Below are 18,187 nucleotides of genomic sequence, written 5' to 3'. Positions count from 1 at the left end.
TGGCGGGTTTCCTTCGGACGCCCGGTCAGGTGTGGCGGGTTTCCTTCGGACGCCCGGTCAGGTGTGGCGGGTTTCCTTCGGACGCCCGGTCAGGTATGGCGGGTTTCCTTCGGACGCCCGGTCAGGTATGGCGGGTTTCCTTCGGACGCCCGGTCAGGTGTGTCGGGTTTTTCCGGACGCTCGGTCAGGTATGGCGGGTTTCCTTCGGACGCCCGTCCACAAGTTCTTTCCGAGCCCTCCCGGCGTAAGATTTTTTGCGTAGGAGGTGGCGAAATGAACCTAGCACTCAGAAAAGCCACAACAGTCCTGCCCGTCGATGACATTGACCGGGCCCGCAGTTTTTATGCGGAAAAACTCGGCCTGCCGCATCGCGGCATGACATGGGATGGAAACGATCTGTTTGGCGTTGACGGCGGCACCTTGCTGCAGTTGATGCCTGTCAAGGACGGCATGCACTCAACGCACACTGCCCTTTCCTTCGACGTCAGTGACATCGAACGGACCGTCGAGGAGATGGAGGCAAACGGCGTCGAATTCCGGGACTACGACCTCCCGGACCTCAAGACCGAACACCACATTTGCACGACGGACGCCGATCGGTGCGCCTGGTTCATGGATACGGAGAAAAACATTCTGTGCGTTCATGAAAGCTTGGGGGTCCAGGCCGAGTACCAGCTCTGAAACCCATTCCCGAAATCAAGCAGAACGCCTCCTCACTTCAAGTGAGGAGGCGTTCCGTCATTTGCCGCGGGATGTGGCCGAGGGTTGGGGGATTTGCCGCGGGATGTGACCGGGCGTCGGGGAGGCGCCGCGGGATGTGGCCGGGCGTCGGGGGAGGCGGAAGGACAGGGGCGGCGCGGCGTCCTACGCCGAGGCGTGGAGGCCGTCGAACGCCATGGTGATGACGTCGTCGGCGAGGCGCTCGGGCGAGAGTGAGCCGCCCGGCTTGTACCACTCCACGATCGAGTTGATGGTCCCGAACAGGAGCCGGGTCACGGTGCGGGGGTCGATGTCCTGGCGCAGCGTGCCTTCTTCGCGGGCGGCCGAAATCAGCGCGGCCACCTTGTGGTCGAAGGCGCGACGGCGTTCCAAGGCGTCGCGCTCGATCTCCGTGTTCCCGCGCAAACGCAGGAGCAGCGTGACAAACGGCAGCCGGTCCACCAGCACCGCAATGGTCTGCCGCAGCACGTACTCAAGCCGGGAATCGGCAGGTCCGGACAAAGCCTCGGGCTGTTCCAGGATGGCCTCGAGTCCGCCAAGTGCGTGCTCAAGGGCAAGCTTCAGGAGGTCGCCCTTGGACGGCACATGGTGGTAGATGGCCGACTTTGAGATCCCGAGGTTCTCGGCCAGAATGCCCATGGATGTGGCGTCGTAACCGTGGCGGTTGAAGACGTCGACGGCGATGAGCAGCACGGATTGCTGGTCGTATCCGGGGCGTCCCCGCTTGGTTACTGTTTCGCTAGGCATGCTGGCCATTTTCTCATGAACGTTCGGTTGAACCGTGCACCCGACCGGCCACGTTACCTCTTTGGTCGCAGGTCGTACACGCGGCGCAGCTTCCCGTTGGAACGCTCAAGCGATCCGGGCTCCACGACATCCACCGTGCACGAAGAACCCACATGGATCTTGATCTGCTCCTGCAAGGTGCGTGCCGCCGTCGCGCTCTGCTCGACCGATACGGCATCCCGCCGTTCGATGCGAACCGTCAGCGAATCCATCCGCTTGCCCTCTGGGCGGGTGAGTTCGAGCTGGAAGTGCGGGCTGAGCTCGGGGATGCGCAGGGCGATTTCCTCGATCTGCGACGGGAAGAGGTTCACACCGCGCAGGATGATCATGTCGTCGCTGCGGCCCGTGATGCGGCCCATGCGTCGGTGCGCTGGACGGGCAGTGCCCGGCAGCAGGCGGGTGAGGTCCTTGGTGCGGTAGCGGATGATCGGGAGGGCTTCCTTGGTGAGCGAGGTGAAGACCAGCTCGCCGGGTTCGCCGTCGGGCAGTACCGCGTCGGTTCCCACCACGGGGTTGAACGCATCGATGATTTCCGGCCGGAAGTGGTCTTCCCAGATGTGGCAGCCGTCCTGGGTCTCCACTGCCTCGCCGGCGACACCCGGACCCATGACCTCGGAAAGCCCGTAGATGTCGCAGGCTTTGATGTTCATGGTGGTTTCGAGTTCATGCCGCATTTCCTCGGTCCACGGCTCGGCACCCAGCACGGCGTACTTGAGCGAGGTCGACGCCGGATCCACGCCCATGTGGGCCATGGCATCTGCGATGGTCAAAAGGTAGGTCGGCGTTGCGAGGATCGCGTCCGGCTTGAAGTCCTGGATCAGTTGGATCTGGCGTTCGGTCTGGCCGCCCGACATCGGGATGACGGTGCACCCGAGGGCTTCGGCGCCGGCATGCGCACCCAGCCCGCCGGTGAAGAGGCCGTAACCGTAAGCGTTGTGGACCTTCATGCCCGGACGGACCCCGGAAGCTCGGAATGAGCGGGCCACGAGGGTGGCCCAGTTGGCGAGGTCGTTCTTGGTGTACCCGACGACGGTCGGCCGGCCCGTGGTGCCCGAGCTTGCGTGGATGCGGGCTACCTCGCTCTGAGGCACGGCGAACATGCCGAAGGGGTATTCCTGGCGCAGGTCTTCTTTGGTGGTGTACGGGAACTTGCCGAGATCGGACAGTTCGCGGAGGTCGGTGGGGTGGACGCCGGCGTCGTCGAACTTGCGTTTGTACAGCGGCACGCGATCGTAGGCGTAGGCCACGGTGTGCTGGAGCCGGCTGAGCTGCAGGGCCTCGAGCTCGTCGCGGGAGATGGTTTCTTCGCGATCCAGCTGTGCGGTGTTAAGCGGTGCGTCGGGAGCGGCGACGGTGTTCTGGGTCATGGTCTTCCTACTTCTTGGAGATGGTGCGGCTGCGGCCACGGAACTCGGCGATGAGCTCGCCGTAGCTGCCCGGTTCCTCGGGTGACCCGACGGCGGCAGGTTCGCTAGCGTCGGCGGCGAAGATTTGGATGTCGTACAGGCCGCTGCGGCCGTTGTTGGCGCGGCGGTTCGCGACGGCGGTGATCACCTGGCCTTGATAGGCCGGCTTGAGGAAGTTGATGTCGACGCCGGCTGCGACAGTTATGGTGTCAGCTTCCGACGGCGAGGGGTTGGCCGGATTGCACGCGAGTGCGAACGCCGAATCAGCGAAGGCGAAGATCATTCCGCCGTGGGCCATGCCGAAGCCGTTGAGCATTTCCTGCCGAAGCTTCATGCGGACGGTGGCGTGGCCATCGTCGACTTTGAGGACCTCCAGGCCCATCCACTCGGAGGCGTAGTCGTTCTTGAGGATCTGGTGCTGCGCTGCGCCAGACAGGGTGGTCTCAACCATGCGTCATTGCCTCCAGCTTTATTTACCGAATGTTCATTAGGTAATCCCAGATTGATTGAACTGTCAAGGGGTGACCGGGTTCGGCGCCTCCATCCATTGCTCCGTAAGTGTCGTTTTGGGGCGTCAAAACGACGCTTACGGAGCAATCGATTGGGACAGGAAGGCGTAGTAGCCTCGAGGCATGCCGCTTATCGAACTTCCCATTCGGACTCCGAGGCTTGTACTGCGCAGGTTCGAGGCCACCGACCTGGAGCGATTCCACGCTTACCAGTCATTGCCGGGGACGGCGCGGTTCCTGCTCCGGCAAGCGTTGACCCTCACACAGTCCATGGAAGCGCTGGGCCGATACGCCAACTTCACCTTCGAGCAGGAGGGCGATTGGGTGTGCCTTGCCATCGAGCGCGCGGACTCGCCGGGGTTGCTTGGGGAAGTGGTGCTCAAGTGGCTTCCGGGAACCGGGCAGGCCGAAATTGGCTGGATCCTGGCTCCGGAAGGCCGCGGCCAGGGCTACGCGGCCGAGGCTGCCGAGGCGGTGCTCCGGCTGGGTTTTGAGACCCTCATGTTCCACCGGATCGACGCCAAGTTGGATGCACTGAACACCTCGTCGTCGGGCTTGTGCGAGCGGCTGGGGATGCGCCGCGAAGCCGTGCTCGTGGACAACTGGCACTACAAGGGCCAATGGTCCACCCAAGTCACCTACGCCATGCTCGACTCAGAGTGGCGTGCCCGGAAATAGCCCCCGCGCGGCCGCCGCAGCGACCCCCGCAGGGCCGCCGCCGCGCGACCGCCGGCGCAACGGGAAGCGCAGGGGAAACGGATTTACGCTGAAAGGGGGAGGATAGCAGGCGCTGCCAGTGTTAAGGTGGGCTGAGCATAAGAGATGGGGTCTTGACGTGGGCGCATCGGGCGTGGCTGTAGTAATAGAGGATGACGACGACATTCGTGAGGTGGTCCATGCCGTCCTCGAGGCATCCGGCCTGGAGGTTTACGCTGCCGGAAACGGCGTCGACGGCGTGGATGCGGTCCGCCTTCACAACCCGGACGTCATCACCTTGGACCTCGGACTTCCGGACATCGACGGGATCGAGGTCACCCGACGCGTCCGCGAATTCAGCGATGCTTACATCGTCATGCTCACCGCCCGCGCGCGCGAGGTGGACACACTGCAAGGGCTGGCCGTCGGCGCTGACGACTTTGTCACCAAGCCCTTCCGCCCGCGCGAACTCCTGGCCCGGGTTGAGACACTCCTCCGGCGGCCGCGCGGCAGCACGCTTTTGAACGGTTCCGGAGGGACCACGACGGCGGAGCTGCCGCCGGCGGGCGGGGCCTTGTCGCTGAATGCGCCAACCGCTTCCCCGGTCAAGGCAAGCGGTCAAGCGGCCGAGCCGTCGGGGCTGGAACACAACGGCCTCTACCTGGATGTGGCCACGCGCACAACCCGGGTGGGTACCGAAGAGGTGCAATTGACCCGCACTGAGTTCGACCTTCTTCAGGCCCTCATGGAGGCCGGACGGGTTGTCCGAAGCACCACGGGGCTTGCCCGCTGGCTCCACGCCCGGGAGTACGAAACCGGGGGCTACGTCAGCGAATCCGAAGAACGCGCGATCCAGGTACACATCGCCAACCTGCGGCGGAAGCTCGGCGATTCGGCGCAATCGCCGCGGTGGGTGGAAACCGTGCGTGGCGTGGGATACCGCCTCGCAGCAAAGTCTTCGGAAAACTAATCGAATCTTAAGCGAACCTTTAACGAGGCTCTTTACGCTGGGAAAGTCAACTTCGGATTTTTACGGCTCAAAGGAGCACTGCATGAAAAAATTCGCCGCAACTCTTCTCATGACGGGTCTGCTCGCAATTAGCGGATTTGTCACTCCTGCCAATGCCGCCCCGAAGCACGACACCACGGGCACCACAGTAACTACGGTTACCACTGTCCCTGTTGTGAACTCTGCCCAGACCGGTTGGTGGCCCAACTAACTTGCTTGGGTAGACGGGCAAGGAAAGTTCCATGCACCGCTCCGGGCCATCGCCCGGGGCGGTGTTTTTAACTCTCCGGATCCAGTGGGAGCCGGACTGACACCGTGGTTCCCACGCCCAAGGCGGACTCGACATCCAACCGGCCGGAATGGCGTTCCACAATGTCGTGGGCTATCGCCAGGCCAAGCCCGCTCCCGGGAATGGCCGCGGTGGAGGCGTTTGAAGCGCGAAAGAACCGTGTGAACACCTGGTCGATTTCCGTTTCAGGGATCCCGACGCCGGTGTCCTCCACGCGCACCACCACGCTGGGAACAGCGCCGTGGTCCGAGCTGATCTCGCTGCTGACCGCCACGTGGCCGCCGGCGGGCGTGAACTTGATCGCGTTACTGATGATGTTGGCGAAGACTTGCTCGAGCTTGGCCTCGTCGGCCTGGACTGTCACTGTTCCCGGCGCGTGCGTCACCGTGAGGGACAAGGAACGGGAGTCGGCGAGGGGTTGCAGCGTCGAGACAACAAGCCTGAGGAGGGCGCCCAGATTCACGCGGCTCAATTGGAGGTCGCCGGACGTGTCTTGGTGCGAGACGGTGAGCATGTCTTCGATCAGCCGTCGGAGTCGCTCGGCATTGCGTGAAATGACGTCAACCATCCTCCCGACACCCGCGGGGAGGGGCCCGCCGGCACCGCTGCGGATCATGTCGAGATATGCCGTGATGGACGTCAGGGGGGTCCGGAGCTCATGGTTCACGGTGGTGAGGAAATCCGTCTTGGCCTGGTCGAGTTCCTGGAGCTTGACCATGACCTGCTGCTGCGCGCCGATCAGGTGGCTCTGCATCAGGCCATACGCCAAGTTCCCCGAGACGTGCTGAATCAGGCCTATTTCGGCTCGGGTCCACTCCTGCGCAGTGTCAGGGCGGGCGATCCAGATGACCCCCAGAACGAGATCCCCTTCGCCTACCGGCACCACAACAGAGGCCGACGGCGCACCCGCACCACCGTGCGCACCGGCACCACCGGGCCCGTCCTCGGCAGCCCGTCTCGGCAGCGGTTGCACTTCAGCCTCTGCCCACAATCGCTCCGCCAGCTCGAACATGGTGACATCGTCGGTGAGTTCGGCTGGCAGGACTCCGGGCGCCAGTCCCGGAGCGTTCCATTCGGCGCTCACCTGCGGCACGCGTGCGTCCGGGAACGTTGTGAACCAAACGTGTTCCGCCCCCAGGGCCTCGCCGATTCCGTCCACCAGATGCCGGGCAATCCGGTTTGGATCAATGGTGGACCGGATCGCCGCAGACACCTTCCGAAGGCTCTCGCGCAGGGACTCGGCTTCCGAACGGCGGCGCGTGCGTTCGGCGGCACGGGCTATCAGCACAAGGGCCCGGTGCGCCCTGAACGCGGGAGGCTGGCCCCGGTAGGTAAAGTCCGCAACGGTCCAGCCTTCCAGTGCGGCAATATCCAGCTCGTCCTGGGGATCCAACAAGAGCAAGACCGGGGCGTCATTCCGGGGAAGGAATCCGCGGAGGACGTTGTCTACCAGCAGGACGTCGCTCGGTTCGCTTTCCAGCGCGGCCGCAAGCGACTCGGCGTCGTGCGCTGAACGTACCTGGAACCCAGCCGCGGCGAGGGCCGCAACCGTCTCAGCGTGGCGCATCGGGTCCGGGTCGGCCACCAAAGCGCGGTTTGGCAGCGGCGCGTTGGTCACGGAACTCTCCACAAGGCTCCTACTGTTCGGTTCGGCCCCCAGGGGAGAGCCTACTATCGAGTACGTTACTTTATCCCTGCTCCAGGCAGCAGTTCGACGGCGCCAAGCGAGTCCGCGACGAAGGCGTAGTCCCAAGCGCGCTCGCGCCACTGCACGTACCGTCCTGAGGCTCCGCCGTGTCCGCCGTCCATCTCGATCTTCATGACGATAGGAGCCGTGCCGGTGGTTTCGGAGCGCAGTACCTGCACCCATTTGGCGGGTTCGACGTAGAGCACGCGCGTGTCGTTGAAGGATGTGACAGCTGCGATCCGCGGGTAGGCGACGGCGCGGATGTTCTCGTAGGGGGTGTATGACTTCATGTACTCGTACACTTCAGGATCGGTGATGGGGTTGCCCCATTCCTCCCATTCGAGAGCGGAGAGCGGCAGCTCGGGGTCCAGGATGGTGTTGAGCGCGTCCACGAAGGGCACGGCAGCCACGATTGCGGCGTACTTTTCCGGCGCAAGGTTGGCCACGGCGCCCATCAGCAGGCCGCCCGCGGAACCACCCATGGCGGCGATCCGTCCCGGTGCCACCCAGCCGGACTGCGCAAGCCAGTCCGTTGCGGCGATGAAGTCCGTGAAGGTGTTCTTCTTATTGAGCTTCTTGCCATCGTCGTACCAGCGCCGGCCGAGTTCGCCGCCGCCGCGGACGTGGGCGATCACCATGACGATTCCGCGATCGAGGAGGGACAGCCTGGCCACGCCGAAGCCGGGATCCATGCTGAGCTCGTAGGAGCCATAGCCGTAGACCAGGCCGGCAGCGCTCGAGTCTTGGACAACGGACGCGTGCCGCAGCACGGACAGCGGCACGCGTGTGCCGTCCGCCGCCGTCGCCCATTCCCGGGTAGCCACGTAATCGGACGCGGAGTAGCCGCCCAGCACCGGGCTTTCCTTCCGCAGCAGCAGTTCGCCTTGAGGCAGCACGGCGGTGGGCAGTAAGAAGTCGTACACCCGCGAGGGCGTGAAGTAGGACGTGTAGCCGATGCGGATCACCGGCGCTTCATAATCGGTTCCGCCCACGCCGGCCGTGTACAGCTCTTCATCGAAGGCGGGCTCCACCGGGGCGCCTTGCGCGGCTGTTCCCAGCCCGGCGAGCGGCAGCACCTGCACGCGTTCGATCGTGTCCTGCCGTACCGACACCACCAGATGCGTCGAGGTGACCCCCGCGCCGTTGACGCGAACGGCGTCGGAATGCTCGACGACGGTGCGCCAGTCCTGCTCGGCCAGCGGCTTGGCGAACTCGGCCGGGTCCGCGATGGAGACCATCGAGTTGATGGCGTCCTTGTTGTGGGTCAGGAGAATGGTTTCGGCGCCATCGAGGAGGAACGGTTCGGCCTCGTAGAGGATGTGTTCGTCGCGGGAAATCACGGTGGACAGCCCGGCGTCGAAGTCGTCAAAGCGCAGCAGGCGCGTTTCGCTGAATTCCGAGCAGCCGATGCTCAGCACGAGGTACCTGCGGTCGGAGGAGAGCTCGAATCCGAGCCACATGGCGACGTCGTCCTCTTGGTAGATCACCTCGTCCTCGCTGACGGGCGTGCCCAGGACGTGCGACTTCACTTGGTACGGCCGCCAGGACTCGTCCACCACGGTGTAGAAGATCCGGGTGCCGTCGGGGGAGAAGGCCACGCCATAGAAGATGTTCTCGACGACGTCGGGCAGCAGTTCGCCCGTCCGCAGATCCTTGATCCGGAGCGTGAAGCGTTCCTCCCCGGAGTTGTCCACGGCGTAGGCGTAAAGGTTTCCATCAATCGTCACGGCGGTGCCGCCAACGGAGAAGAACGGTTTGCCTTCCGCCTCGGCGTTGCCGTCCAGCAGGACCTCTTCACCTTGGAGTTCGACGCCCGGTTCCACCGCCGGCGGCGTCCAGTCCGCCACGGGGTTGCCGGTGTCCGCGGCACGGACGCGGCACTGGATCCCGTACTCCTTGCCCTCGACGGACCGGGTGTAGTACCACCAGCCGTCCTTGCGGCTGGGGACCGAGAGGTCGGTCTCCAGGGTGCGTCCCTTGATTTCCTGGAAGATCGCCTCGCGCAGCGGCTCCTGGTGCGCAGTGACGGCTTCCTGGTAGGCATTTTCAGCCTTCAAGTGCTCGATGACCTCTGGGGATTCCTTGTCCCGCAGCCATTCGTAGTTGTCCACGAAAACGTCGCCGTGGTGCTCGCGGGTGTGCGGCACCTTTTTGGCAACGGGGGGAACGGGGGGCGTGGCAGGCTGGCTCATGGGGCAACTCTATAGAGGGCCACTGAGAGGCGACCAGCGATTTCGCTCAGAGCCGCCGACGAGTCAGCACCGCACAGTGCCCTGGAACGGTTGCCCCTTCCAGACGTTGGTGGAGGAAACCGTGTACAGCCCGCGGATCTGGTAGGTCCATTTGCCCTTCGCGGCAGGACTGGTGGTATACGTCCCGGCGGCCGCGGGCACGGCAGTACCGTTGGGGTCCAGCACCGTGAACTCGTATGATGTGGCTCGCGGGACATTGCCGTAGCTGGTCACTGTGATGAGGAGTACGGGCCCCGGCGAGGTGCAAGTGGCTGTGACGGACGCGCCGGTCGGTGCGGGAAGGTTCAGTGTCCCGACGTTCATTTGCGCGTTGTCCGATCCGTTGAACGCGGCTTGGGCGATACCTGGAGCGAATACCAGGATCGCAGCCGCCGCCAGGATTGCGGCGACCCGCCCGGACGCAGGCGTCTTCGCGACGTCGGCGGTGCTCCGGGTTCTACGCAAGGTCAGCGGCTTTCTGTCAGGCCCGATGGTCCATTCCATTCTTACCGGCTTTTAGCGGTAAGGGCAGGGGACCCGGTTCGGTTCTTTGAAGGGAATTTCATCCTGCGCGCCGGGTGGTGTGACCGCCCAGGGCTTTTTCCAGCTGCGGCTGGTGCTGGCGTACGAGTTCCCCGGCTCGAGCCGCTGCGGTGTGATCGGTCATGACCAAGGCATGTTCGAGGCGGACACAGTGCTGTTCCATCCGGAGCGCCCCGACCATCGAGGAGCTGGTCTTCAGGCTGAGCACCGCATCCATCGCGAGGTCACTGTTGCCGGTGTACAGGGCTTGGCTGATCTTGTCCACCCGCTGGGGCAACATCCTGGCGTAGGCGGCGGCGAACTTCTCGGCAGCTTCCTTGCTGTTCATCTCCCTGGCCAAGCGCTTGAGGGGGCGGCGGTCAAAGGCCGGCAGGCGGCGTTCAGCGGTGCCGTGGTCTGCGGCAGGGTCCGCGGCGTCGTCGTCTTCGGGCTTTTTCCGCCAGATGGAGGCGAGGACCATGACCACCAGGGCGGCCGGAGCGCCATACATCAGGACCTTCAGGACCACGGGATCCCGGAGAAGGCGGATCGCGTTGCCGAGGTAGGGAACGGTGAACACCTGGCGGTCAACCTGGCCACCAGCCAACGTTGCAGTCCAAGGGTCGGCGCCGTTGTTGGCGTCGCCCTTGGTACGAACCGTGGCAGTGCCTTGGTTATTCACCACCAGGTCGATGATCCGGTGGGTCTCGACACGCTGGTCCTGTACCGGGATGTGGTAGGTGATGATATCCCCGACCTTGAGGTCCCGGACCGCGACGGGAACGGTAACTACTACGTCTCCCGGGTTGATCAGCGGCGACATCGAGCCGGTGAGCATCGTGCTGGTCTGGTAGCCGAGGACGCGGGGCCCGACGGCGAGGAACAGGAACGCGGCGACCGCGGCGACCATGACCGTGCTGGAGATGACGCTGACCATGGCACGGGCAACCCTGGACCCGAGACTACGGGACTTCGCCGGAGCGGTGTTTTCGGGTGTCGCGGCCGCTGTCGGTGTCGGTGCCGCCGTCGCCGTCTGGGAGACCCGCCGGCGGCGGACCAGTGATGCGGTCATGGCTGGGTCTCCGTTCCTGTGGAACGCCCTCCGCCGTCGTATTTCAGGGGGGGCTCGACGGCGGAGGGCTGGCTGGGGTTGCTGGCGGGATTACTGGGCGGTGGCGGTGCGCTGGGTGCCCGTGAAGGTGAACGCGATGGTGCTGCTCTGGTTCTGGAGGGTGTTGTCCGCGGTAGCGGGGAGGGTCATGGTGACGCGCAGGTTGTCGGTGTGTCCGGCCGTGACCGAGGTCAAGTTGGCCAGTGTCAGGTTGGCGCCGATGACGGGGCGGGAAGCCAAGACCGAGGTGGTGGTGCCCGAGCAGGTGTAGGTGTAGGCGGGAGCGGTGCCGGCCTCGGTCCACGCGACGGAGCAGGCGTCGACGGCTACCTGGAGGCCCATGGTGGTGCTGGTGTCCAGCAAGGAGCTCGGTGCGGCCGCGGTGGTGAGTGTGATCGCCGACAGCGACTGGTTTCCGGCGGCGTTGCTCAGGGTGGCTACGCGCTGCACGGTGTCGCCGGGGACCAGGCCGGAAGCGGCGACGCTGAGCCGGTTCGCGGTGCCGGATGCGCCCAGGGCGACGTTTACTATGCCGGAGGCAACGTTGTTGCTGGCCGAGGTGCTGGAGGTGAAGGCACCGTAGGTTCCCAGTCCTGCCACGCCGGCAGCAGTGCCGACCAAGGCCAGGGAAGCAATGACTTTACCGGTGGTGGTTTTCAGGTTGAGACCCATGACATTATCCGTTTCGTGAAGCCCGTGAGACCGGGGGGTTCTCGGACTGTGCTGCCCGATGACCTCTACTTTCCGGCAGGATTTTTAGGAAGGCGCAAGGATTTCACAAGCTTCCGTTCAAGATTGGTTAAATATCGGCTCAAGATATTTGCGAGTATCGGAAGCGGCTTAGTAACCGTGTGCAGCCACATACTCCGGCAGGGTGCCGTCCCGCAGCGCCGCGGCTACTTGCCCGATCCCGGCGTAGTCGGGAACCACAATGGATTGCCCGTCCGGGGAGGTGCCCGTTCCGGCGGTCGGAAGCGTGAAGAAGACGGACGCGCCAGGATCAACCGTGCGGAGGGCGTAGGCCAGGATGGCGACGGAGGCGGGATCGTATCCCTGGTCCACCGTCAGGTAGTTCGTGGCGAAGTTGACCAGGCCAAGGACGGCGGAGGGAGTCTGTATTCCGCCCCTGAGCTTGCCAAGCAGAGCCCGAAGGAACGTTTGTTGGTTGCGCACGCGCTGGTAGTCCCCGTCCACGAACGAGTAGCGCTCGCGGACGAACTCCAAGGCCGCCTCCCCATCCAAATGGTTGACCCCTGCAGCGAAGACGTGGTGGGTGTCAAAACTCGCGGTGAAAGGCAGCGTGACATTGACGTCGATCCCGCCGAGGGCATCCGTGAGGACCTTGAAGCCCTGGAAGTCCAGCATGACCGTATGGTCTATGTGTGTGCCTAAAAGCGTCTCGACGGTCCGGACCACGAGGGGGATGCCTCCCACTTCAAGGCTGGCGTTGATTTTGGACGCTCCGTAACCCGGGATGTCCACCCAGTTGTCCCGCATGATCGAAATGCCGTAGACCTTTTTCCGGTCCGCTGGCACATGGATCAGCATCAGGCAATCCGAGCGTTGGTCCGATGACTGGCCCGTGGTGACTGTCTGGTTGTTCTGGTCCCTGGCATTTGCGCGGCTGTCGCTGCCAATCACCAGGATGTTCAGGGGCGCTGCGGGAAGCTCAGGGATGGCAGGCGGCGCGGGCGCGGCAGCGGCCGGCGCGGAGGACTTCGCGGGGGACTTTGTGGGGGTTCCGGTGGCGCCAGCCGAAGCGCTCGTGGACGGTGGCCCTGACGACGTCCTGCTTGATCCGGCGATGACCGCGGCAAGGACTACCACGAGCGCCAACAGGACTGCGAGCCCTGCCGAAAGCCACAGCCGCCGTCGTCTGTCCATGTCCGGAAGTTACCACTCACCTGGGTTAAAAACGCCTTGAAGAAAGCCTCAGTTCGGCCACAAAAATCGTCCGAATGATGTGCTTATATCTCGACAAAATAACGTTCCAGGGGCACGATGAGAGGTAAATCTCTCGCCTTCACATGGGCCGGCGTCGCCGTGTCCTTCCGGTTCCGTAATGGGGGGCCTCTTGGCCCGCGGAACCGGACGTTATCCTTCCGAGCAAAGGAGGGTCCTTAATGGTCCGACGTCGCAGCGCTGCGACATTTGCGGGGGATGCGCGGTAGCCGCGAGCTGAAGTTCATAGGGAAGTTAGAAGAAACCGAGTCACCGTCAAACGACGCCATGGTCTCCGGCGCCTCAAAATTTCCAGGCTCATAACAGCCGGTCAGCAAAGATTTTCCTAAGGAATGAGTCTTATGACTGCTCATCCAAAACCCCTTATATTGCCGCGCCTTCGGGCGCTCATGATTTTGCTCCTTGCCCTGGTGTTGCCGGTCGCGCTCAGTGGGGCAGCAGCCGCGGACGGCGGTAAATCCGCAAAGACGTGGACCGTCCAGGTCGGCTCCGAATCGTCGGACCAGGCCATCCAGGGAATGTCCTTCCTGCCGAAGAACATCTTCATCAACGCAGGCGACACAGTCACTTGGGAAGCGAACTCGGCTGAGATCCACACCGTGACGTTCCTGGCCAAGGGCCAGACGCTCGACTCTACTCAACCCTTCGATCCGTCCAACCCGATGCAACTGTTTGCCCAGGGCGGCACGTCCTACGACGGGCACTCCTACTACAACTCCGGCGTGCTGACGAACGTGTCGGACAGTGGTTTCCCTTCAGTGGAGACTTACTCGCTGGCATTCCCGAATACCGGCGACTTCACCTACTACTGCCTGGTTCACGGCATGGCGATGGTGGGCTGGGTCCACGTTCGTGACAAGGGCACGGACTATCCGTACTCGCAAGAGCAGTACAACAGCCGGGCGCACCGTGCTGAACGGGCAATCCTGCGGGACGGCTACCAGCTTTGGAGCGATGTTCGCGACCAGGCCGATAACCACACGGTCATTGCAGGGGCCGACGACGGCGTAGCCATGGTCATGAGGTTCGTCCAGCCAAAGGTTGTTATCCACGTCGGCGAGAGTGTGACTTTCGTGAACAACGGTATGGGTGCGCCGCACACTGTGACCTTCGGGACCGAACCGGCCAATGTGTACCCGCCTTTGGGCGATCCAACGAACTTCACGGGCGGACAGCTTCATTCCGGTTTTATGGTTCCGGGATCCAAGTTCACCGTGACATTCAAGAAGGCCGGGGAATATGACTACATCTGTGCATTGCATGACTACATGGGAATGATCGGCACGGTGGTGGTCGAGGACTGAACCGCTGATTCAAACGCATACAGGGGCTTGTTTCCCTGCCCGGCGCTGCAAGCGCACGGCAGGGAAACAAGTGCCGGATCCCGGAGGGGACTGATAGCGGGGCCGCGACACGCGCGCGCTGAATTCTGTACGCTTAGGCTGAATGATAAGCACGCTTAGGAAATGAGTTTTTGCGCCATGTTGGACAGCCCCCACACGTATTCCAGTGCACTGGGCTCCCCCGGCTTTTTGGCCGGAACCTTTCTCCTTGACCCGCTCTCAGGCAAAGCCGACTGGTCGGACGGGCTCTTCAACCTTCACGGCTACGATCGTGGCGAAGTAGTGCCCACGCTTGAACTGCTGATGTCACACAAGCACCCGGATGACAGGCCCCGTGCCATGGAGATCCTAACCCAGGTGCTCCGCGACGGTGGACACTTCTGTATTTACCACCGCATCATAGACGCGCGGGGCAATGTCCGCCGCGTGCTGACGGCGGGGAATGCGCGATCGGGCCCAACGGGGACTGCCGCGGTGGAGGGGACGACGATCGACCTGACCTCCACGCTGCGGCGGGAAACCGAGCAGGCGGCACGTGAGGCCGTAGCAGGCGCCAACGCTACGCGGGGCGTCATCAATCAGGCGCGCGGGATCCTGATGGGGCGGTTGCTCGTCAACTCCGAGGCCGCCTTCAAACTGCTCGTGACTTGCAGCAGCATGACGAACGTCAAAGTCGCAGTCCTAGCCTCCCATCTTGTTCGCGTGGCTGACGCCGATGAGGGTCCGGAAGCCATGGACGAATTCATTCGCGTCCTCCATGCTTGCGACCAGGCGGCGGTAAAACGCGCCTTGGACCAGCAGTAAGAAGCCGGCCGGCCCAGCCATCGCCTCTCGCTCGACGGCGTGGCAGTATGTTGTGAATCAGGCTCGATGAGGGCGTCTCCGCGACAAGGAGCGACGGTCATGACCTACATCTACAACTTCGCCGATGTACAGGCTGGCGACGTCGCCGTGGCCGGTGGCAAGGGCGTCGGGCTGGGCAACCTTGTTCGCGGCGGGCTGCCGGTCCCGCCAGGGTTCGTGCTGACCACCGCAGCCTATAAAGCATTCGTGGACGCCAACGGGATTCAAGACCGCATCCAGGAACTGGCGGCGCTGCCAGCGGAGGCGGCTCCGCAGGCTTACGAGGACGCCTCGGCTGCGATCCGGGCACTTTTCACCGGCGGCACCATGCCTGCGGCCATCGCCTATGAGCTCGCCGCCGCCTACGAAAGCCTCAGCGCTCACGAGGACGGCGGCGACGGCGCTGACGACGGCGGCGACGCGCCGGTTGCGGTGCGCTCGTCCGCCACGGCTGAAGACCTCGCCGCGGCCAGCTTCGCCGGGCAACAGGAAACCTATCTCAACATCCGCGGGGCGGAAGCACTCGATGTGGCAGTCATTGATTGCTGGTCTTCCCTGTGGACAGCGAGGGCCATGGCCTACCGGGCGCGGGAGGGCATCGCACCGGGCGATGTCAGCCTCGCGGTGGTGGTCCAGCGGATGGTCGAGGCCGAGGCGGCCGGGGTCATGTTCACCGCCAATCCGGCCAACGGCCGGCGGGACCAGATCGTCATCAGCGCCTCGTGGGGCCTAGGGGAGTCCGTGGTCAGTGGAACAGTCACCACGGATGACCTGGTTGTCGAAGCGGGCACCGGCCGAGTGCTCTCGCGCCGGACGGCCGACAAAGAAGTCATGACCGTCTACGCGGACCGCTCAGGGGACGGCGTCCCGGAGGGCGGCGTCCCGGAGGGCGGGGGAACACGGGAGCAGCCGGTGCCGGCGGCACTTCGGAAGCAAGCCGTGCTCGACGACGGCGCGGCTGCCGAACTGGGCCGCCTGGGAACACGGATTGCGGCCTATTTCGGAGTACCGCAGGACGTCGAGTGGGCACGGGCCGATGGCAATTTCTTCATGTTGCAATCCCGGCCCATCACGGCTCTGCCTGAACCCGCGGCTGACACCCCGGACACGTGGCCGTTGCCCTATCCGAAGGGGATGTACTTCCGGGCGAGCATCGTGGAGCAGTTGCCGGATCCCCTCTCTCCGCTGTTCGCCGATCTGATTGACGGTTCGGTGACGCGGTCGCTCAAGGCGCTACTGAACGAAGCCGTCGGGAGTGAGGTCGTCAGGGATGGCGACGTCGGACTGCCCACCGTCAACGGATACGCCTATTACTACTACCGCACCTCGGCAATGTGGCGAGTGATGGGCAAGTCGCCCGCGGCCATGGTCGCCCTGGCACGCGGCAAGGCGCACATGGGCGTGGCTGGATGGCGGGAATTCTCGCATCCCCGCTACCGGGAGGTGATCAAGGGCTGGTCGGCAAAGACCGTCGGGGAGCTTTCGGGAGCGGAACTGCTTGAGGGTGTCCGGACGTTGCTGGACGCCGGAACCGTTTACTACACGGCTGTGGAGTCAGTTATTCCGATCGCCGCTGCGAGCGAAATTTCCTTCCGCGCGTACTACGACAAACTCGTCCGGCGCCAGGGAGATCCTCCGGCAGAAACATTCCTCCTCGGCTACGATAGCGAACCGATCCGGGCGGAGAAGTCGTTGTACGACCTCGCGGCCTGGGCCCGTGAAGTCGAGGGACTGGCCCCGGCGATCCTCAACCAAGCGACGGCTGCGCTGGCCGAGTCGCAGAGCAGCTGGCTCCCACCCACCGGTATGGACCCGGCACTTTGGCAGCAGTGGCATCCGCGTTTCCAAGCCCATCTCGATAGGTTCGGCCATGCCGTCTACAACTTGGACTTCCTCAGCCCCGTGCCGGCGGACGATCCTTCGGCGCTGCTGGACACGGTGAAGTTCTATCTGCGCGGACGAGGCAGCGACCCGCATGAGCGCCAGCGCCTCTCCGCCTCCCGACGGGAGGACCAAACAGAACGGATGCTCACCCGTCTTGGGCGGACCCGGCTCGGACGGACGCGCCGTGCCCCGTTCCTTCGTTTGCTCCGGTGGGCGCAGAAAACCGCACCGCTCCGCGAGGACGCCCTCGCCGACGTCGGGCTCGCTTGGCCGCTGATCCGGCGGATGCTGCTCGAACTGGGTCAGCGGTTGGTCCGCACGGGTGTCATCGCGGGTCCCGCCGACGTGTTCTGGCTGCGCAGTCAGGAGCTGCAAAGCGCCGTCGAGTTCGGCCTCGCTGAGGCGGGCGTCCCGGCGGCAGTGGCAATTACCGGAACGGAGCGCCCCGTCCGCGCCGACGTCGTCGAGGAGCGCAAGACGCTGTGGCGGGGCCAGGCCAAGGCCGCTGCCCCTCAACTGCTGCCGGAGACGCGGTGGATGAAGCGCGCCTTCGAATCGATGATGCCGGCGGGTGCCCAGGACCAACACGGTGACGTCATCAAGGGCATTGGCGCCAGCGCGGGCCGCGTCAGTGCCCCGGCCCGCGTCCTGACTGGGCCGCAGGATTTCGGCCGGATGGCGCCCGGCGAGGTCCTGGTTGCCCGGATCACCACTCCGGCGTGGACTTCGCTGTTCGCGATGGCTTCGGCCGTGGTCACCGACGTCGGCGGCCCGTTGAGCCACAGCTCCATTGTGGCGCGGGAATACGGCATTCCCGCCGTGCTCGGTACCGGGGTCGCCACGCAGCGGCTCACGAGCGGCCAACAAATCACGGTCGACGGCGACGCCGGCACGGTGACCACCGAGCGCCCACCCGTCTAGCCTCCCCACCCCCGACGCCCGGTCACCTTTGGTGTGTTTTCGCCGGACGCCCGGTCATCTTTGGTGGGTTTCCCTCCGACGCCCGGTCACCTTTGGTGTGTTTTCGCCGGACGCTCGGTCACCTTTGGTGTGTTTTCGCCGGACGCCGGGTCACCTTTGGTGTGTTTTCGCCCGGCGGATTCAAGTGGTGGTTGCAACGCGTCCTTTATGCTGCTGATTCTTCCAGTATTTGTTCGAGGGCTTGCGCGGGTGTTTTCCAGCCGAGGGT

General features: G+C 64.2%; 16 protein-coding genes. 7 read left to right on the top strand and 9 right to left on the bottom strand.

The genetic code is table 11. The features are described 5' to 3' along the window. The first annotated feature begins 273 nt into the window (after nt 1-273). Entirely contained in the window at nt 274-681 is a 408-nt protein-coding gene (locus tag J2S96_RS19725; RefSeq protein ID WP_306867477.1) for a VOC family protein, read from the top strand. Between the two features lie 183 nt (nt 682-864). On the opposite strand, the gene J2S96_RS19720 is transcribed toward J2S96_RS19725, so the two are convergent. The 3 genes from J2S96_RS19720 to J2S96_RS19710 are packed head-to-tail and all read right to left on the bottom strand — an operon-like array spanning nt 865 to nt 3,363. Further along, nucleotides 865-1,467, bottom strand: coding sequence for a TetR/AcrR family transcriptional regulator (locus J2S96_RS19720; protein ID WP_306867474.1), 603 nt, complete (start codon nt 1,465-1,467; stop codon nt 865-867). A gap of 53 nt (nt 1,468-1,520) precedes the next feature. Next, nucleotides 1,521-2,873, bottom strand: a complete 1,353-nt coding sequence (gene paaK / locus J2S96_RS19715) for a phenylacetate--CoA ligase PaaK (protein ID WP_306867471.1) — start codon at nt 2,871-2,873, stop codon at nt 1,521-1,523. Between the two features lie 7 nt (nt 2,874-2,880). Beyond that, complete coding sequence (locus J2S96_RS19710) at nt 2,881-3,363, bottom strand: hotdog fold thioesterase (protein WP_306867469.1); 483 nt, start codon at nt 3,361-3,363, stop codon at nt 2,881-2,883. Nucleotides 3,364-3,544: 181 nt separating this feature from the next. On the opposite strand from J2S96_RS19710, the gene J2S96_RS19705 reads away from it, so the two are divergent. The 3 genes from J2S96_RS19705 (at nt 3,545) to J2S96_RS19695 (ending at nt 5,337) form a co-directional block, all read left to right on the top strand. Continuing rightward, nucleotides 3,545-4,099 (top strand): GNAT family N-acetyltransferase, encoded by a 555-nt coding sequence (locus tag J2S96_RS19705; protein ID WP_306867466.1) that lies wholly within the window; start codon nt 3,545-3,547, stop codon nt 4,097-4,099. Between the two features lie 172 nt (nt 4,100-4,271). Continuing rightward, nucleotides 4,272-5,087, top strand: a complete 816-nt coding sequence (locus J2S96_RS19700; RefSeq protein WP_306867465.1) for a response regulator transcription factor — start codon at nt 4,272-4,274, stop codon at nt 5,085-5,087. An 82-nt stretch (nt 5,088-5,169) separates the two neighbouring features. Continuing rightward, complete coding sequence (locus tag J2S96_RS19695; RefSeq protein WP_306867461.1) at nt 5,170-5,337, top strand: hypothetical protein; 168 nt, start codon at nt 5,170-5,172, stop codon at nt 5,335-5,337. A 67-nt stretch (nt 5,338-5,404) separates the two neighbouring features. Here the strand turns inward: J2S96_RS19695 and J2S96_RS19690 are convergent, their stop codons facing one another. From J2S96_RS19690 to J2S96_RS19665, 6 genes are all read right to left on the bottom strand, one after another. Then, on the bottom strand, nt 5,405-7,033 hold the full coding sequence (locus J2S96_RS19690) for an ATP-binding response regulator (RefSeq protein WP_306867459.1): 1,629 nt from the start codon (nt 7,031-7,033) through the stop codon (nt 5,405-5,407). A gap of 65 nt (nt 7,034-7,098) precedes the next feature. Then, on the bottom strand, nt 7,099-9,294 hold the full coding sequence (locus J2S96_RS19685; RefSeq protein WP_306867456.1) for a S9 family peptidase: 2,196 nt from the start codon (nt 9,292-9,294) through the stop codon (nt 7,099-7,101). A 63-nt stretch (nt 9,295-9,357) separates the two neighbouring features. Beyond that, nucleotides 9,358-9,798, bottom strand: a complete 441-nt coding sequence (locus J2S96_RS19680) for a hypothetical protein (protein WP_306867453.1) — start codon at nt 9,796-9,798, stop codon at nt 9,358-9,360. A 97-nt stretch (nt 9,799-9,895) separates the two neighbouring features. Continuing rightward, nucleotides 9,896-10,927, bottom strand: coding sequence for a signal peptidase I (locus tag J2S96_RS19675; RefSeq protein ID WP_306867450.1), 1,032 nt, complete (start codon nt 10,925-10,927; stop codon nt 9,896-9,898). 90 nt (nt 10,928-11,017) lie between these two features. Next, nucleotides 11,018-11,638: a TasA family protein gene (locus J2S96_RS19670; RefSeq protein ID WP_306867448.1), complete on the bottom strand. Its 621-nt coding sequence runs from the start codon at nt 11,636-11,638 to the stop codon at nt 11,018-11,020. A 168-nt stretch (nt 11,639-11,806) separates the two neighbouring features. Further along, the gene (locus J2S96_RS19665; protein WP_306867445.1) at nt 11,807-12,850 is read right to left on the bottom strand and encodes an LCP family protein; all 1,044 of its coding nucleotides are present in this window, start codon (nt 12,848-12,850) and stop codon (nt 11,807-11,809) included. Between the two features lie 419 nt (nt 12,851-13,269). On the opposite strand from J2S96_RS19665, the gene J2S96_RS19660 reads away from it, so the two are divergent. The 3 genes from J2S96_RS19660 to J2S96_RS19650 all read left to right on the top strand — a co-directional run bounded on the left by J2S96_RS19660 (nt 13,270) and on the right by J2S96_RS19650 (nt 17,919). After that, nucleotides 13,270-14,232, top strand: coding sequence for a cupredoxin domain-containing protein (locus tag J2S96_RS19660; RefSeq protein WP_306867442.1), 963 nt, complete (start codon nt 13,270-13,272; stop codon nt 14,230-14,232). Between the two features lie 162 nt (nt 14,233-14,394). Beyond that, the gene (locus J2S96_RS19655) at nt 14,395-15,075 is read left to right on the top strand and encodes a PAS and ANTAR domain-containing protein (protein WP_306867439.1); all 681 of its coding nucleotides are present in this window, start codon (nt 14,395-14,397) and stop codon (nt 15,073-15,075) included. A gap of 99 nt (nt 15,076-15,174) precedes the next feature. Next, nucleotides 15,175-17,919 carry a PEP/pyruvate-binding domain-containing protein gene (locus J2S96_RS19650; RefSeq protein WP_306867436.1) on the top strand — a complete coding sequence of 915 codons (2,745 nt, stop codon included), beginning with the start codon at nt 15,175-15,177 and terminating at the stop codon, nt 17,917-17,919. Nucleotides 17,920-18,187: the final 268 nt, after the last annotated feature.

This window comes from Arthrobacter bambusae, assembly GCF_030812595.1.
GTDB classification, from domain to species: domain Bacteria; phylum Actinomycetota; class Actinomycetes; order Actinomycetales; family Micrococcaceae; genus Arthrobacter; species Arthrobacter bambusae_B.
Note: the sequence above shows the minus strand (reverse complement) of the source record. Positions and strands in the feature narration are given on the sequence as shown.

What these genes read in the sequence shown, in the direction of transcription:
- J2S96_RS19725 (WP_306867477.1), top strand. Translation starts at nt 274, where the DNA reads ATGAACCTAGCACTCAGAAAAGCCACAACAGTCCTGCCCGTCGATGAC.
- J2S96_RS19720 (WP_306867474.1), bottom strand. Translation starts at nt 1,467, where the DNA reads ATGCCTAGCGAAACAGTAACCAAGCGGGGACGCCCCGGATACGACCAG.
- paaK (WP_306867471.1), bottom strand. Translation starts at nt 2,873, where the DNA reads ATGACCCAGAACACCGTCGCCGCTCCCGACGCACCGCTTAACACCGCA.
- J2S96_RS19710 (WP_306867469.1), bottom strand. Translation starts at nt 3,363, where the DNA reads ATGGTTGAGACCACCCTGTCTGGCGCAGCGCAGCACCAGATCCTCAAG.
- J2S96_RS19705 (WP_306867466.1), top strand. Translation starts at nt 3,545, where the DNA reads ATGCCGCTTATCGAACTTCCCATTCGGACTCCGAGGCTTGTACTGCGC.
- J2S96_RS19695 (WP_306867461.1), top strand. Translation starts at nt 5,170, where the DNA reads ATGAAAAAATTCGCCGCAACTCTTCTCATGACGGGTCTGCTCGCAATT.
- J2S96_RS19685 (WP_306867456.1), bottom strand. Translation starts at nt 9,294, where the DNA reads ATGAGCCAGCCTGCCACGCCCCCCGTTCCCCCCGTTGCCAAAAAGGTG.
- J2S96_RS19675 (WP_306867450.1), bottom strand. Translation starts at nt 10,927, where the DNA reads ATGACCGCATCACTGGTCCGCCGCCGGCGGGTCTCCCAGACGGCGACG.
- J2S96_RS19670 (WP_306867448.1), bottom strand. Translation starts at nt 11,638, where the DNA reads ATGGGTCTCAACCTGAAAACCACCACCGGTAAAGTCATTGCTTCCCTG.
- J2S96_RS19665 (WP_306867445.1), bottom strand. Translation starts at nt 12,850, where the DNA reads ATGGACAGACGACGGCGGCTGTGGCTTTCGGCAGGGCTCGCAGTCCTG.
- J2S96_RS19660 (WP_306867442.1), top strand. Translation starts at nt 13,270, where the DNA reads ATGACTGCTCATCCAAAACCCCTTATATTGCCGCGCCTTCGGGCGCTC.
- J2S96_RS19655 (WP_306867439.1), top strand. Translation starts at nt 14,395, where the DNA reads ATGAGTTTTTGCGCCATGTTGGACAGCCCCCACACGTATTCCAGTGCA.
- J2S96_RS19650 (WP_306867436.1), top strand. Translation starts at nt 15,175, where the DNA reads ATGACCTACATCTACAACTTCGCCGATGTACAGGCTGGCGACGTCGCC.